General features: G+C 41.2%; 13 protein-coding genes. 12 read left to right on the top strand and 1 reads right to left on the bottom strand.

Translation table 11 applies throughout. The features are described 5' to 3' along the window. Nucleotides 1-117: 117 nt before the first annotated feature. The 12 genes from HRT96_RS14830 (at nucleotide 118) to HRT96_RS14885 (ending at nucleotide 14,279) form a co-directional block, all read left to right on the top strand. Entirely contained in the window at nucleotides 118-1,056 is a 939-nt protein-coding gene (locus tag HRT96_RS14830) for an AraC family transcriptional regulator (protein WP_293158262.1), read from the top strand. Nucleotides 1,057-1,170: 114 nt separating this feature from the next. Continuing rightward, nucleotides 1,171-2,103: a TonB-dependent receptor plug domain-containing protein gene (locus HRT96_RS14835; protein WP_293158265.1), complete on the top strand. Its 933-nt coding sequence runs from the start codon at nucleotides 1,171-1,173 to the stop codon at nucleotides 2,101-2,103. Further along, on the top strand, nucleotides 2,104-3,306 hold the full coding sequence (locus tag HRT96_RS14840; protein WP_293158268.1) for a TonB-dependent siderophore receptor: 1,203 nt from the start codon (nucleotides 2,104-2,106) through the stop codon (nucleotides 3,304-3,306). Nucleotides 3,307-3,353: 47 nt separating this feature from the next. Beyond that, entirely contained in the window at nucleotides 3,354-4,073 is a 720-nt protein-coding gene (locus HRT96_RS14845; protein WP_293158271.1) for a siderophore ferric iron reductase, read from the top strand. A gap of 7 nt (nucleotides 4,074-4,080) precedes the next feature. Continuing rightward, nucleotides 4,081-4,848 carry an ABC transporter ATP-binding protein gene (locus HRT96_RS14850; protein ID WP_293158274.1) on the top strand — a complete coding sequence of 256 codons (768 nt, stop codon included), beginning with the start codon at nucleotides 4,081-4,083 and terminating at the stop codon, nucleotides 4,846-4,848. Further along, entirely contained in the window at nucleotides 4,842-5,795 is a 954-nt protein-coding gene (locus HRT96_RS14855; protein ID WP_293158277.1) for an iron-siderophore ABC transporter substrate-binding protein, read from the top strand. Before HRT96_RS14850 ends, HRT96_RS14855 begins: the two co-directional genes overlap by 7 nt. 66 nt (nucleotides 5,796-5,861) lie before the next feature. Further along, entirely contained in the window at nucleotides 5,862-7,823 is a 1,962-nt protein-coding gene (gene fhuB, locus HRT96_RS14860) for a Fe(3+)-hydroxamate ABC transporter permease FhuB (protein WP_293158279.1), read from the top strand. A gap of 127 nt (nucleotides 7,824-7,950) precedes the next feature. Further along, complete coding sequence (locus HRT96_RS14865) at nucleotides 7,951-8,406, top strand: GNAT family N-acetyltransferase (RefSeq protein ID WP_293158281.1); 456 nt, start codon at nucleotides 7,951-7,953, stop codon at nucleotides 8,404-8,406. Between the two features lie 78 nt (nucleotides 8,407-8,484). Then, entirely contained in the window at nucleotides 8,485-8,922 is a 438-nt protein-coding gene (locus HRT96_RS14870) for a type II secretion system protein (protein ID WP_293158284.1), read from the top strand. Between the two features lie 131 nt (nucleotides 8,923-9,053). After that, a complete protein-coding gene (locus HRT96_RS14875) occupies nucleotides 9,054-10,088 on the top strand; it encodes an efflux RND transporter periplasmic adaptor subunit (RefSeq protein WP_293158287.1) in 1,035 nt (344 codons plus the stop codon). Between the two features lies 1 nt (nucleotide 10,089). Beyond that, nucleotides 10,090-11,217 (top strand): efflux RND transporter periplasmic adaptor subunit, encoded by a 1,128-nt coding sequence (locus tag HRT96_RS14880; RefSeq protein ID WP_293158290.1) that lies wholly within the window; start codon nucleotides 10,090-10,092, stop codon nucleotides 11,215-11,217. Next, the gene (locus HRT96_RS14885) at nucleotides 11,217-14,279 is read left to right on the top strand and encodes an efflux RND transporter permease subunit (protein WP_293158293.1); all 3,063 of its coding nucleotides are present in this window, start codon (nucleotides 11,217-11,219) and stop codon (nucleotides 14,277-14,279) included. Before HRT96_RS14880 ends, HRT96_RS14885 begins: the two co-directional genes overlap by 1 nt. 73 nt (nucleotides 14,280-14,352) lie before the next feature. Here the strand turns inward: HRT96_RS14885 and HRT96_RS14890 are convergent, their stop codons facing one another. Then, the gene (locus HRT96_RS14890) at nucleotides 14,353-15,930 is read right to left on the bottom strand and encodes a PAS domain-containing methyl-accepting chemotaxis protein (RefSeq protein WP_293158296.1); all 1,578 of its coding nucleotides are present in this window, start codon (nucleotides 15,928-15,930) and stop codon (nucleotides 14,353-14,355) included. Nucleotides 15,931-16,201: the final 271 nt, after the last annotated feature.

Consider the following 16,201-nt stretch of genomic DNA (forward strand, 5'->3'; position numbering starts at 1 on the left):
CGTATATCCATCACTATTTATCCTTCTGCTTTATTGCACAAATGATAATTATTCTTATAATGGATGATCTAAATTCTCTTACTCCCTCGGTTATTTACCAAAGGTATTGTGTGTACGATGCAGAAAGAAAATAAAAAACAAGTTAACCGTTTTACCCGCATCGGAAAGTTGTTGGATTTTATCAATGAAAACATAGACCAACCGTTATCAGTTGAACAACTGGCGGATAAAAGTTGTTGGTCACGTTGGCAATTACAGCGCGTATTTCATCATGAAACGGGGCTGAATCTTGCGCAGTATGTGCGAGAGTTAAAATTGAGTTTAGCGGCTGAGCAATTATTAGGCAGTAAAAGTCGGGTTGTTGATATCGCGTTGGCGTTAGGTTTTAGCTCTGAAGTTAGTTTTAGTCGTACGTTTAAAAATATGTTTGCATATTCGCCAATGGCGTACCGCCGACGCGGTAAACGCCTTGGTCTACGCACCCCAATTAAGCTCTGTTCACGGGTATTAGATAGCTTTGATCTAGAGGCTCGATTATTACAAATTCGTATTGAAACCCGCCCAGAATTTACGCTTTACTGCACATCTGGCATTATTTCAGGATTGTTTTCATTAACACCTAATTATCAACAGCAAGTCCCGCTCATTTGGTCTGAATTTGTCGAAAACTTGCCTGAAGCTGAAATGCTGTCCGTGTTGAGTGAAAGCTCATCACTGGCTGCGGATATAGAGTTGATTGGTGTTGTCGGAGTGATTAAAGCCAATGATGATATAGATGCGATCCCTTATTGGGCGGGTAGTACTGCGAGTGATCTACTCGGCACTACGTCATTAGATACTATAGATATACCTGCACAAGAGTACGCTGTTATTCCATTTACAGGACCGATTAAACAATTAGAACAAGTACTTGCTTGGTTGTTTTCACATTGGATACCGGATTCAAATTATGACAGTGTTGACGGTTATGAATTGGAGATCTATCCGATAAATTATGACCCAGAGGACTTATCTTCTTACATGGAATATTGGCTACCAATCGAACCTCGAAGCTAAAATAATTTGAACTTTTTGATTATTGCACCAAATTGTTAATTTTTTCTCTAAATCTCCCTATACAATGCAAACGATAATAATTATCATTTGCATGAATTGAGATTTGGAGTCCGAATGTTATACCAACCTGCTCGTATATTTTCCCCTGTGGCCTTTGCCATTATTTGCGCTTTATCGAGTTCAGCTTTTGCTGAGCAGTCTATTAGCGGTAATTCTAGCGATAGTACTGAAGAGCAAATGACTATCTTTGGTAAAGCGTACCGAAACACCGCAACCAAAACGGCATTAGCGCCGATCGATACACCGCAAGCGATTACTGACGTAGATAGAGAAACGCTTGATTTACGAGGGGTGAAGTCGGTAGCCGAAGCACTTCGTTATGTACCTGCAGTGAATACTGAACTAAGGGGTGGCGCGGTTTCTCGATTAGATTTATTTAATATTCGTGGTTTTATTAACTATCAAAATTTTTACGATGGTTTGCCGCTGATGTTTAATGGCTGGAATCTACAGCCACAAATTGATTCAATTGCACTTGAACAAGTCGAAGTGTTTAAGGGACCAACCTCTGTTTTGTATGGCAATATCCCACCGGGCGGTATGGTCAATCTCATTGCTAAATCACCACAACAAGAACAAAGTACCGATGTGACGATAACTGGTGGTAGCCGTGATCACAAAGAGTTCTCTATTGATTCCACTGGTCAGATAGCTGATTCAAATCTGTCTTATCGTGTCGTTGCTTTAGCGCGTAAGAAAGAGGGACAAGCAGATACCTCTGAAGAAGAGCGTTATGTATTGGCGCCATCTTTAGATTGGCAGTTGTCTGATAAGACGCTAGTTAATTTTAATGTTTATTACCAAAATGATCCATCAGCAGGTATTTACACATCAGTACCTGGGGCGGGGAGTGTGTTATCAAATCCTAACGGGAAGCTTGATCCTAGTACTTTCACAGGTGATGAAAATTGGAATACCTATGAGCGTGAAGTATTAATGCTGGGTTATAAAATTAACCATGAGTTTAATAATAACTGGGCCTTCTAGATGAATGCGCGTTACATGGATGCGGATGCTTACCAAGAAAATACCTATAACACTGCGCTGCAGAGCGATATGCGTACCGTTGGCCGTAATGCGTATCTTACCGATGAGAAATCACAAAGCTTTGTTATCGATAATCAAATTTCAGGTCGTTTCAATACAGGCGTACTCGAACATAACGTACTGTTAGGGTTTGATTATCAGCAACTCGATTCACGTATTATTTACAAAGATGCCAGTGCGCCATCGATTGATGTGTTTAATCCTAATCATCAACAAATCGACGGTAGCTCGCTTAATTTCACCTACACCACCGATTTTGATCTAGAAAGTAATCAAGTCGGGCTTTATGTACAAGATCAGCTGGTATTAGGTAATTGGATTGTGATCGCTGGTGGCCGTTATGATGAATATGAACAAACATCAACAGACCATGCTTCAGGGGCTGATACTGCTGCAGCCATTAAACAAGATAACTTTGCTTTCCGTTTAGGCGGTTTATATAACTTTGATAATGGCTTAGCACCTTATGTCAGTTATGCACAGAGTTTTGAACCTGTCGTGGGGGCAGATCGTCACGGCAATGCGTTTGTACCATCAACTGGTGAGCAATGGGAAGCGGGTCTGAAATATGAATCTGCAGATATGAGTAAAACGTTTGTTGTTTCGATGTTTAACATTATTAAGAAGAATGATTTAACGCGAGATCCGACTGGCGGAGCATATGACAAAGTTCAAACGGGCGAAACGCAGTCTAAAGGCGTTGAATTCGAAGCGAATGTCATGCTAACCGACAATCTAGATCTTGCGACGAGTTATACCTATATGGACATGAAAGTGACCGAGGATAATACCGGGTTGGAAGGTAAAACGCCGATTTGGGTTCCCAAGCATGCTGCGAATGCGTGGTTGAATTATTACATTTATAACGGTATGCCAGCCGGGACGACCATAGGTACGGGTATCCGTTATGTTGGTGAAACTCAGATTGATGCGATGAATAGCGATCAAGTACCTGATTACACACTCGTTGATATGTCAATTGCTTATGATCTATCTTACTTAAGCGACAGTTTAGATGGTTCAAGTATTTCTGTGGTAGCGAGTAACTTGTTTGGCACTGAATATTATTCTTGTTATGACACGAACAATTGCTGGTTTGGTGCTGAGCGTAATATTACTGCTAATGTTAAATTTAACTTTTAATCGTTAATTTGATTTCAATAGGACCAGGTGTCATGCCTGGACAATTTATGCCTCTAGATAAGGATGCGAATATGCAGGCTACGCATTATGCGCAATTTTTTCAAACTGCGTTATCCATCACCCCCTTATTAAAAGGCGGACTGGATAACCCTGAAAAAGCGCATTTTAATCCGCAGCAAGATAGTCAGGTTGCGATTAAGCAACTGTATAATTATTGGCAAATGCAACATCCAGAGGCGGGTGCTTCTTATTGGTTAACACGGGGTTGGACTATGTTGATATGGCAACCGTTATACCTCGCATTTATTGGCGTTTATGCGACTCATGCGGTGCCTAAATTAAGTTTAGTTGGACAATATCAGGGTGATTACGGCCTTGTCGCTGGATTCACTTTGCCGGAACACCGCTTAGTTACTGGGGATTTACTGGCATTAATTGCTTATTCGGGACAAGAATTGACATTATTATTTGCCTCTTTGCGAGAACAATTCGCGCTGCAATACCGTTTGCGACCGGGCTTTGTTGCGCATTTATTAGCGGACAGTATTCTGGTTAATCTCACCGCATTACAACAATTACGTGCTGATTTAGATGTGTATGAACAGGCAAAACTATGGTTTGCTGCGTTTGATTTACCGAATAAACACTTGAGTGCACTTTATAAAGCCCCTGAAGCTGAATTATGGTCAGTTAAACGCATCAGTTGTTGCATGCATTACCGCCGCGATGACGGTGACTTGTGTTCTAACTGCCCAAAGAATAAATAGGATTTAAATGTTTGAATTGAAAAATGTTGTTGTGAACCGTGATGGGCGTGACATCTTGTCTATTGAGCAGCTGCAAATCGATAGTAATGAATTTACGGTGATCCTCGGTCACAATGGTTCTGGTAAGTCGACCTTAGCACAGGTGTTAGCTGGTCAGTTAAAGCCAGACAGCGGCAAGATTGAGTTTTCAGAACAATTAATGAGTACGCTATCAACAAAACTATTAGCACAAAAAATTGCGTTTTTACCACAACGTTTACCCGAAGTTGCTGGTTTAACGGTGAAGGAACTTGTGCGGCTAGGGCGCTTTGCTTGGCGTGGCACTTTTGGGCGTTATAACCAACAAGACACAGATATTATCGAAACCGCGATGCAACAAACGGATACTGCGCAATTTTGCGATCATATTGCAGACAGTCTTTCTGGCGGTGAGCGTCAAAGAGCCTGGATTGCGATGCTATTGGCACAACAATCGCGGGTATTAATCTTGGATGAACCGACTTCTGCACTCGATGTTGGTCATCAATATGATCTGTTATCACTACTGCAGTCGCTTAACAGGGAGTCTGGGCAGGGAGTGATAGTGATCCTACATGACATTAATTTAGCGCTAAGATTTGCGACACGTGTGGTTGCTTTAAAACAAGGGAAGATTAGTTTTTCAGGAGATCATAGTATTTTGTTCGATAGTAAAAAACTCTCTGCCTTGTATGGCACCGATATTACATTAATAGATCATCCAAGCCGAGATGAGAAGGTTGCTGTTGTATGTTAATTAGAAAAAAAATGACTAAATTGATTCAATTATTTATCGCATCTGTACTGCTGATAACCCCATTATTTTCACAGGCTGAGATAACGGTAACGGACAGTCGAGGTAATAAGCAGCTAGCGCAATATGCGCAACGTATTGTCGTGCTGAATTGGGATCTGGCCGAGCAAATTTTAGAGTTAGATGTTGTTCCTGTCGGTATGCCAGATATTGCAGGTTACAGAGAATGGGTAAGTAAACCTGAAGTGCCAGCAGAAGTGCAAGACATTGGTACTCGAGTTGAGCCTAATTATGAGAAGATCGCGGCGCTGAAACCGGATGTTATTATTATTGCATCACCGCAAGCAGACTTGCAAAGTAAATTGGAGCGAATAGCACCGGTATTATTTTATCAAACTTTTAGTGCATCTCATGATAATGCACAAGCCGCTTTAGATAATTTTCGTTACTTAGCCGGAGTTGTGAATAAACAAGAATTTGCAGAGCGAAAGATTGCGGCAATGGCGGATAAACTCGATGATTTGAAGCAGCGTTTATTGCAGGCTTATGATGGTCAATTGCCAAAGGTTGCCACATTGCGTTTTGTTAGCACAACATCTGTGTATCTGTATGGCAGTAATTCCATGCCGCAATATGCCTTAAAACAATTAGGTATCGAGCCAGCGTTAGACCTGCCTGTAACCCAATGGGGTATAGTACAAAAACGCATTTCAGACCTACATACAATTACTGATGGTACTGTTTTGTACTTTGAACCGTTTGATCAACAGCAGACATTGTCTCGTTCAAGATTATGGCAGTCTATGCCTTTTGTCCGGAGTAAGCGCGTTAATAGTGTTGCGACAAGCTGGAGTTACGGTGGGGCAATGTCAATTCAATACATTGCGGAAGGGATCGCCGAGAGCTTATTAGCGTTAGCGCATAAGCAGAATAATACGGCCGGTAATTAGGTCATTAGTTTTCGATTGCAATAAATAACGCAGTGAAATAAAAAATTTGTTAGAACGGGAAGATAGATGTTGAGGTATTTAATGACAGTGCTGGCGCTGATGCTAGCACTGTTCTTATCGTTGCAGTTACAAACTGAATTAACGATCACGAAGCAGTTGGCATTAATCTGTGGTCTAGAACCGCTAGAGTTTGTTGAGGTTGATTTTGTTTACGCTATTTTACCACGTTTGGTGATAGCTATTTTGGTGGGGGCAAGTTTAGGTTTAGTCGGCAGTTTAATGCAACAATTGACGCAAAACCCATTGTTATCGCCTTTAACTTTTGGCACCTCTTCGGGGGCTTGGTTAGCCTTGGTATTAGTAGCGGTATTTTTTCCCGATTTAGGCATTGAAAATAGTAATATTTTTGCTTTATTTGGGGCGTTATTAGCAATGGCGTTAGTGCTATTGATCACTGGGCTTAATAATCTTTCAGGCTTGCCCGTTATTCTTGCGGGGATGGCGGTTAATTTATTACTTGGTGCCTTGGCGACAGGGGTGATTTTGCTTAATGATCAATATGCTAAAAACTTGTTTATTTGGGGCGCCGGTGATCTCGCTCAAAATGGTTGGGATTGGGTATATTGGTTAATGCCACGCATGCTGGTTGGCTTGATTATTTTGGCGGTAGCACCACGGGTATTAACGTTAATGCGCATTGGTCAGCAAGGTGCAAGTGCTCGTGGTCTTAACATTATGCCGACATTTTTGCTGTTATTGTTATTAGGCGTATGGTTAATATCATCAGCAATTACGGCAGTTGGCGTGATTGGTTTTGTTGGCTTATTAACGCCTAATATAGCTCGGTTTTTAGGTGCCAGAACAGCACGTGATGAACTCTGTTATAGCTTATTATTAGGCGCATTATTTTTAGTGTTAACGGATAGTTTGGCTGCATGGGTAAGTCAGTTTACCCTCGATTTTATACCGAGTGGAACCGCAGCCGCAGTGATTGGAGCACCTGCGCTTATTTGGTTTAGTCGGAGCGCATTAAAGGCGGAAGATCAAATGGTGTTTCGTTTACCGCAAGGTATTAGCCGTTTAAAAATGCGGGTTTTTATTGCTATTTTAGCCAGTATTGTGCTCTCGGTGACGCTATCAAGTGTCTTTGTTATGCAAGACAGTTCCTGGGCATTAGCATGGCCAGATGCGTTTTCTTGGTCGATACGATGGCCACGTATTTTAACGTCTTTAGCCGCTGGTGCAGGTTTGGCTGTTGCCGGCACCATTTTACAACGTTTGATTCATAACCCGCTCGCGAGCCCTGATATTTTAGGTATTTCGGCAGGGGCTATTTTTGCGTTGGTATTTGCGAGTATGTTTTGGGGTATTACTATTTTTGAAGCCGGTCCACTAGTTGCGTTTGTTGGGGCGATGGGGGCGTTAGTAATCATTTTACTTTTGGGTAAAAAACATGATTATTCACCGCCGAAGTTAATTCTTACCGGTATTGCGTTAACGGCATTGATTGAAGCCTTCGTACAATTTGCGCTGGCGCGTGGTAATGATGATGTTTATGGTATTTTAGCTTGGTTGGCGGGATCTAGCTATAGAGTAAGTGCAAATCAAGCTGTGATTCTTGCCGTGAGCGTGATGTTATTATTGCTATTAGCATTTTCACTATCACGTTGGTTAACATTAATATCTGCTGGCAAAGAAATGGCATTTTCACGAGGGTTAAATGGCTCAGCTGCTTTTGTATTATTACTCTGTTTGGTCGCGCTACTTGTGGCGTTTGTCACCGCTAACATGGGGCCAGTCGCTTTTATCGGTTTACTTGCACCGCATATGGCGGCGATGTTGGGTGCCAAAAGTGTCAAGCAACAACTTTTGGTCAGCGCATTACTGGGGGGATTTTTAGTGCAGTTTTCTGATTGGCTTGGTCAAGTTATTCTGTATCCTGCTCAGCTAGCTGCCGGGATCTTGGTTTCGCTCATCGGGGGAAGCTACTTTATTTTCTTATTGATTAAGGGTCGATTAAGTACCTAGGGTTAAATGATCGGGTATTATCTTCAACTTATATCAATCTGATTTGTTGATGATTATATATTGAATAACAATCCCTTAGCGTGTAACTTTGATATAAACGAGCAGCTAGCGCGACTAAGGGAATGACATGATAATAAGAAAAGCCAAACATAATGATATTGATGGAATTAGCCAGTTAATCACACCTCTTGTCATTAAATATATTTTACCTACCTGCAATAAAGAGGGCGGGCTGTTAATAATCAATTCTATGGCACCAAATTGTATCTCTAACTATTTAGATGCGGGTTATGCATATCATGTTGCAGAATTAAATGGCGAACTAATTGGTGTTGTTGGGATGAAAGGAAATTCGCATTTGTATCATTTATTTGTGGTTGAAGCCCAGCAAGGCAAAGGTCTTTCGAGAAAATTATGGGAACAGGCGAGAGATGAATGTTTAGCGAATGGAAATCAGGGTAAATTTACAGTCAACTCTGCATTGAATGCAGCAGATGTATACCTAAAGTTCGGATTTGTACCTGTCAGTGGTATTCGTGAAAAACAGGGTGTTAAAGATATGCCGATGGAATTAGAGTATTGATTTATTTTGTTAACAAGTTAGAGTAGTCATTTTATATTTATATCGTGTTCGTCGGTTAAGCTAGAATGAGTTGATTTTATGAAAAATAATAACGGTTTTACACTAATTGAGTTAGTGATAGTTATCATCGTATTAGGTGTTTTAGCCGCAACAGCGATCCCTACATTTATTAATATCCAACATGATGCAAGCCGGGCTGTAGTTAGAAATTTGAGCGGTAGTTTAAAAACGGCCATGGATTTAGTTAATATACGTAAAGAAATTGATGACTCAGAAACCAGTGTTGATTATAACGGTAACACTATCACGCTCGTCAATGGTTACCCTAAACCAGCTGCTCCTGAAATGCGTTTTTTACTTAATATGGAATTACCGAGTACAACATGGACGCTTAATTGGTTAACTGTGCCTTGTGATGGCTCTGCTTTTTGTATTCTTGGTAATAGAAGTTATACCAATAATCCAGAAATTGATGACGTTACATCTGGACACGTTGTGTTCTTATCGTTGTCATAAATGACTTGTATATAAGTCATTGTAAATACTATTTTAAAGGCTATAGTTTAGTAATAGTTTATTATGACAACTTGACGGGTTTAAAAAAAATATTAATCGTTAAGTAAACAGCACATTATTAGGGTGATTATATGAAGGGAATTATAGCGACCACAGTTGTTGCTGGCCTGCTACTTTCTGGCTGCAGTGAAGAACAGGTTGTAATACCTGAACCGGACTCGCGGCCTGTTAAACTGCAAACCGTCGAGGTTGGTATTAAAGATACATTTCGAACCTTTCCAGGTATTGTCGAAGCCGATGATAAAGCGGTACTTGCATTCCGAGTTTCGGGTCTATTATCTTCGGTGGATGCCAATCCTGGCCAAAATGTGGTTAAAGGTCAGACACTTGCTCGTTTAAATCAAGATGAATTCTTGTTGCAGGTTGAGCAAGCTCAAGCTAATTATGAACTCGCCACAGTACAGTTTAAGCGTGATGCTAAATTACGTAAAACTAATGTTGTTTCTGAATTAGCATACGATATTTCTAAGGCTAAGCGCAACCAAGCGCAAGCTACGTTGAGTAAACAAGAATCCAACCTCGGTTATGCGACCTTGGTCGCCCCTTATGATGGCACCTTATCTTTATCTTTAAAGGAAAATCATGAATATGTGATGGCGAAAGAAGCCGTGATGCATATTCAGCGGGCGGGCATTATTAATGTCACTTTCCAACTGCCTGAACAGCTGCTTGCACGTTTTAATAATGAGTATAGTCGTCGCCCAACCGTTATGTTCGATACTATCCGCGGTGAAGAATTTCCTGCTCAATTTAAAGAAATCGATATTGAAGCCAACGCGACAAATTCCAGCTATAAAGTCACCTTGTTTATGGACCGACCTGAAGGTAAAAATATCCTACCGGGGATGGCGGGTACCGTCCGTATTGCGCTTCCTAAAGGTAGTGCCAGTGCGATTTATCCGCAAGCATTAATGCGAAAGGGTGACTCAGTTTTTGTATGGCAGGTTGATGATCAAGGTATTGTGCACAAGCGAGAAGTCGAGTTAGATGCAAGTGGGCGTGTAACGAAAGGCTTAAACGATGGTGATAATATTGCCGTTTCTGGTGTGAGTGAATTGCGAGAAGGTCAGAAAGTACGATCTTGGATCAAGGAGCGGGGACTGTAATATGAACAAATTTTCTTCTATTGTTATTGCACTTAGTGCGATAACAATATTGCAAGGTTGTGAACAGCCGATTATAGAGCCAAGACAAAAAATACAGTTAGTTAAGATTGAGACCGTGCAACTAGCCGAAGACTCTGCGAGGTTATCGTATCCTGCGGTGGCTGTTGCAGCAGATAAATCAAGCTTATCTTTCCGGTTACAAGGTGAGGTCACATCTGTGACGACTGGTCCTGGTGAACGAGTGACTAAGGGGCAAATACTTGCTCAAATTGATCCGACTTATTATCGCTTAGAAGTGGATGACGCAAAAGCGGAATATGCCATTGCTGATAGTCAATATCGTCGTTCGGCAAAGTTGGTTGATCAAGGTTATATCGCCCCATCTCAATTTGATGAGCTCAAAGCACAACGTCGTATTGCTAAAGCAAGGCTGGATATTGCCAAACTGAATTTAAGTTTTACTGAATTGAAAGCGCCTTTTTCAGGTGTTATTTCGCATGTGCCAATACAACAGTTTGAAAATGTGCAAGTCGGGCAGCAGGTAATGAATATTTACAGTACGACGACTGTAGATATTCAATTACAAGCACCGGATATTATTTATTCGCAAAGTTCTGCTGTTGAAGTTGAAGCATCAAGACCGGGAGCGAAAGTCATTACTGCTGATGGTATGGAATACGAGGCTCATTTAAAAGAGTTCACGACAGAGCCAGACCCTAAGGTGGGGTCATTTGTGATCACACTGACGATGCCGATGCCTAAAGATAAATTTATTCTCGATGGCATGGCAGTCGAAGTGCGTGCTGATGCGCAAAAGCTCAATATCTACAAGAAAAACGAACCATTTATTCCACTTGAAGCGATCTTAAACGAAGATGGTGACGATTTGAATGCAACGCAAAAATTCGTGTGGGTAGTTAACAGTGATCTCACGGTGAGTAAACGTCAAGTTGTCACTGATAAAGTGATGAATGAAGGCGTGCGTTTAAGCTCTGGTTTAGCGGTAGGTGAAAAGGTCGTGGTTGCTGGTGGTAACCGCTTACGTGAAGGTCAATCAGTTAAAATTTTCGATGAATCAATGAACAATTCACAAAACAAGCCAAACAACGATAAAGAGGCTGGACAATAATGAAACAAGATATCGCCGCCTATTTTATTAAAAATAAAGTAATTAGCTGGATGCTCACACTGATCTTTTTAATTGGCGGAACCATGGCTTTTTTCGGCTTAGGTCGATTAGAAGATCCGGCATTTACAATTAAAGACGCAATGGTTGTGACATCTTACCCCGGTGCCACCCCATTACAAGTTGAAGAAGAAGTTACTTATCCATTAGAAAAAGCCATACAGCAGCTGACATATGTAGATGAAGTCAACTCTATTTCGAGTCGTGGTTTGTCACAAATCACGGTGACGATGAAGAACAAGTATGGTCCGGATGATTTACCACAAATTTGGGATGAATTACGCCGTAAAGTCAATGATATCAAATCCCATTTACCACCGGGTGTCGCAGAACCGTCTGTGATTGATGATTTTGGTGATGTTTACGGTATTTTGTTAGCGATCACTGGCGATGGTTACTCCTATAAAGAGCTAAATGATTATGTTGACTATTTACGTCGAGAAATAGAACTCGTTGATGGTGTTGGTAAAGTCTCAGTCTCTGGCGTGCAGCAAGAGCAGGTATTTATTGAAATGTCGATGCAACGTTTAAGCAGTTTGGGCATTTCGCCGACGACCATTTACAGCACGTTAGCCACGCAAAATCTGGTATCCAGTGCTGGTGCGGTGAGGATAGGGACTGAATATATCCGTATTCATCCAACGGGGGAGTTTACTGATGTTGATGCGTTAGGTGATTTGATTATTACTGAAACGGGCGCTCAAGGGTTAATTTATCTACGCGATGTGGCAACGATTAGTCGTGGTTTTAAAGAAGTACCTGATAATTTAGTTACTTTTAACGGCAAGGTTGCATTGAATGTAGGTATAGCATTTATTTCGGGTGTTAATGTTGTAGAAAAGGGTAAGGGCGTTTATCAACGTTTAAGTGAACTCAAAGAGCAGCAACCGATTGGTATCGATATTGATGTTGTTTATAGCCAACCTGACGAAGTCGATAAGTCTGTTAAAGGTTTCATTACTAGTTTAGGTCAAGCTATAGCTATTGTTATCGTGGTATTACTTTTATTCATGGGGGTTCGTGCAGGTGTTTTAATTGGACTAATTCTGTTACTTACCGTTTTGGGTACGTTTTTGTTCATGAATCTAATGGCAATTGATCTACAGCGTATTTCGCTTGGTGGATTAGTGATCGCATTAGGTATGCTGGTGGACAATGCCATCGTCGTGGTCGAAGGTATTTTAATTGGGGTACAAAAAGGTCGAACTCGCCTGCAGGCGGCAACCGATATTGTTACCCAGACTAAATGGCCTTTATTAGGGGCAACGGTGATTGCTGTTACCGCATTCGCTCCAATTGGTTTATCTCAAGATTCGACAGGTGAATATACGCAAACGCTATTTAGTGTTTTACTTATCTCGTTGATGTTGAGTTGGTTTACGGCGATATCATTGACACCATTTTTTGCTGATATGTTCTTTAAAGGCCTTAAAGTAGATGCTGACGGTGAAGATAACGACCCGTATAAAGGGGTTGTCTTTGTTGTTTATAAACGCGTATTAGAAACATGCATGAAAAATGCGTGGATCACGGTATTCACATTGATTTTGATGCTGGCGGCAAGTTTGTATGGCTTCACACAGTTAAAACAATCGTTTTTTCCTTCGTCAACCACACCGATGTTTATGGTTGATGTTTGGCTACCGGAAGGCTCTGATATTCGAGCTACCAGTGAAAAACTACGTGAATTAGAAGTGATGGTAAGAGACAATGAAGATGTAACCCATGTATCTTCTAGTACGGGTAAAGGTTCTCAGCGCTTTATGTTGACCTACGCGCCAGAGAAAAGCTATGCATCGTATGGTGAATTAATTGTGCGAGTTGCGAGTTATGACGATGTAATGCCAATGTTACGTAAAGTGAGCGGGGAACTTGATTCACTCCATCCTGATATTGAATATAAACTAAAACGCATCGAATTAGGTCCTTCTTCAGGTTCTAAAATTGAAGCGCGTTTAGTGGGGTCTGATCCAACGGTATTACGTGGCTTAGCACAACAAGCAATTGATATTATGCGTGCCGATCCAGGGGCATTTAACGTGCGGCATGACTGGCGTGAACGGACTAAGGTGATTGAACCTGTGTTTAACGAAAGTCAGGCTCGTCGCTACGGTATCACTAAGTCTGACGTCGATGATTTATTGCAAATGGCATTCTCTGGCTTGGCTGTGGGTATTTATCGTGATGGGACTAACTTACTACCCATTATCGCGCGATTACCTGAAAAAGAACGGGTGGATGTCAGTACTATTGAAGGTATGAAAATCTGGAGTCCGGTGTTAAAAGGTTACGTGCCGTTACAGCAAGTTATTTTAGCTGTAAATATTCGTTGGGAAGATCCGATTGTCGTCCGTAAAAACCGTAAACGTATGTTAACGATATTTGCTGATCCAGATCCATTAGGCGAAGAGACGGCTGCAACGCTACAAAAACGTATCCAACCGTTAGTCGAAGCAATCGATTTTCCACCGGGTTACTCTTTAGAGTGGTGTGGTGAGTATGAATCGTCTGCGGATGCACAAGCGTCATTATTCCAAACTATGCCTATGGGGTATCTGTTCATGTTCTTAATCACGATATTCTTGTTTAATAACGTCAAAAATGCAGTGATTGTATGGGCAACAGTACCACTGGCGATTATTGGTGTGACGATGGGTTTACTTATACTAAATACGCCGTTCGGGTTTATGGCCTTACTTGGTTTCTTAAGCCTATCAGGAATGCTGGTTAAAAACGGTATTGTATTACTTGATCAGATTGAAATTGAAATACAAACGGGTAAAGATCGTTATCAAGCTGTTATTGATGCGTCCGTTAGTCGTGTTCGTCCGGTCTGCATGGCAGCGATTACCACAGTATTGGGGATGATCCCGTTACTCCCTGATGTATTCTTTAAGCCAATGGCGGTAACCATTATGTTTGGTTTAGGGTTCGCGACGGTACTTACTTTACTTGTTGTTCCCGTGTTGTATCGCATGCTTCATCGACTGGAAGTAAAGCAGTAGCTAGTTAAGTCATCGAAATTAGTGCTAAAGTAAGGAGCCAACTGTCTTGAAAAATACCGTTGGCTCCTTTTTATTAGTTTTTTTGAAATTGACCAATTAAGCGTTGCATGGTTTCTAATCTAGCTACTAACTTACGAGTGCTTTCAACAGAGTCATCACTGGTTTTTGACGTCGCGGTACTGAGTTGACCAATATGCTCAACGTTACGTAAAATATCATCACTCACGCCTGCTTGTTCTTCAACGGCAGAAGCGATCTGATGGCTGCTGTCTGTAACTCGGTTTAACTTATGGTTGATTTTCTCTAAGCGTGTACCTGTTTCAGCGGCTTGATCATTACATTGTTGGGACAATGTAACGCCTCGATCTACCGATTCAACGGCCTGAGTTGCGGTTTGCTGTAATTTTGTGATCATCTGCTGGATCTCCCCTGTTGATGCCTGCGTTTTTTGGGCTAAGGAACGCACTTCATCAGCAACAACTGCAAAACCACGACCTTGTTCGCCAGCGCGAGCAGCTTCAATCGCGGCATTTAATGCTAATAAATTAGTTTGATCGGCGATCGCTCCAATCACGTCCAGAATCGTTTCAATTTGGACACAATCTTCAGATAATATGTTGATCACACGTTTTGAATTATCCAATTCTAGGTGTAATGAATGCACAGAGTTGATAGTGGTTTCGACACTTTGCTGTCCTTCAGTTGACATTTTTTGTGCCTCGGAGGTCAGCAAAGATGCTTGCACGGCACTTTCTGCAATGTCACGAACAGAGAGTGACATTTGTTCCATGGCGACACTGACTTGTTCTGTTGCATCATTCTGCTGTTCTAGATTGGTTTTTATCCGTTGGGCTTGGGAAAATTCATCTTCCGCTGAGATCAAGATATCTGCTGACGTTTCACTAACACGGCCGACAATGGCTCGTAGTTCTGCTTGGCGCATCTTTAGTGCCAGTTCGATAGCTGAGAAGTCGTCTTTTTTACCCGTATAGACATGCTCCATTAACGGGTTATCATATGCTTCTTTAGCTAATTTAGTTAAGTGACTAATTCTATAGTGGGTGTGCCAGATTATTGCAAAAGAGAACAAGGTAGCGGTTGTGGTCGCAGCTGTTAGTAATGTCGCACCTGAGGTAAACCATTGTGCGGCTAAAAGCAGCAGTGAACTCCCTGTTAAGGTGAGTAATATAGTATTCTGTTTAAAGCGCAGTTCAGAATCTGACTTACCTGCTAGCATTTTTTGATACAGTGCTGATGCTCGACTTACCGTATCTCGATCAGGTTTGCTCCGCACTGATTGATATTCAATGACTTGCCCCTGCTCATTGGTAATTGGTGTAACAAACGCTGAAACCCAGTAATGGCTACCATTTTTACAGCTGTTTTTTACCAATCCCATCCAACTTTTACCGGAACTGATATATTGCCATAGCTGTAAAAAAGTTTGTTTGGGCATATCGGGGTGACGGACAAGGTTATGAGGTTGATGATGCATTTCATCTGCACTATATCCGGCTACATGACAAAAATCCTGGTTAGTATAAGTGATGTTACTTTGTGGATCGGTTGTTGATATTAGATTTAACGTGGCTGAATAATCTACTTCATTTTCGTGCAACGATTGTGCTGCGTTTAATTTTGATGATGTCATTATTTTCTCAATTATTTTTGTCGTAAATTTGTTACTCTCTATTTTAATTATCTCAATAACATCATGGTGTTACCTTGACCTATGTTAATTAGGCTATTACTTTAGTGTTAATAGCTGGTTTTATTGATATTTAATATACTAAATATATTTAGTGGTCATCTAAATGAGTGCTAATTCTGTCACTACGACATCAATGAAACCGCGCACTGTTGACGATATGTGTTTACGACTTGGATAGATTAAATACAGATGTCGTAAATATTCCGGAGAT

This window comes from Moritella sp. (assembly GCF_013215705.1).
Classification (GTDB): Bacteria; Pseudomonadota; Gammaproteobacteria; order Enterobacterales; family Moritellaceae; genus Moritella.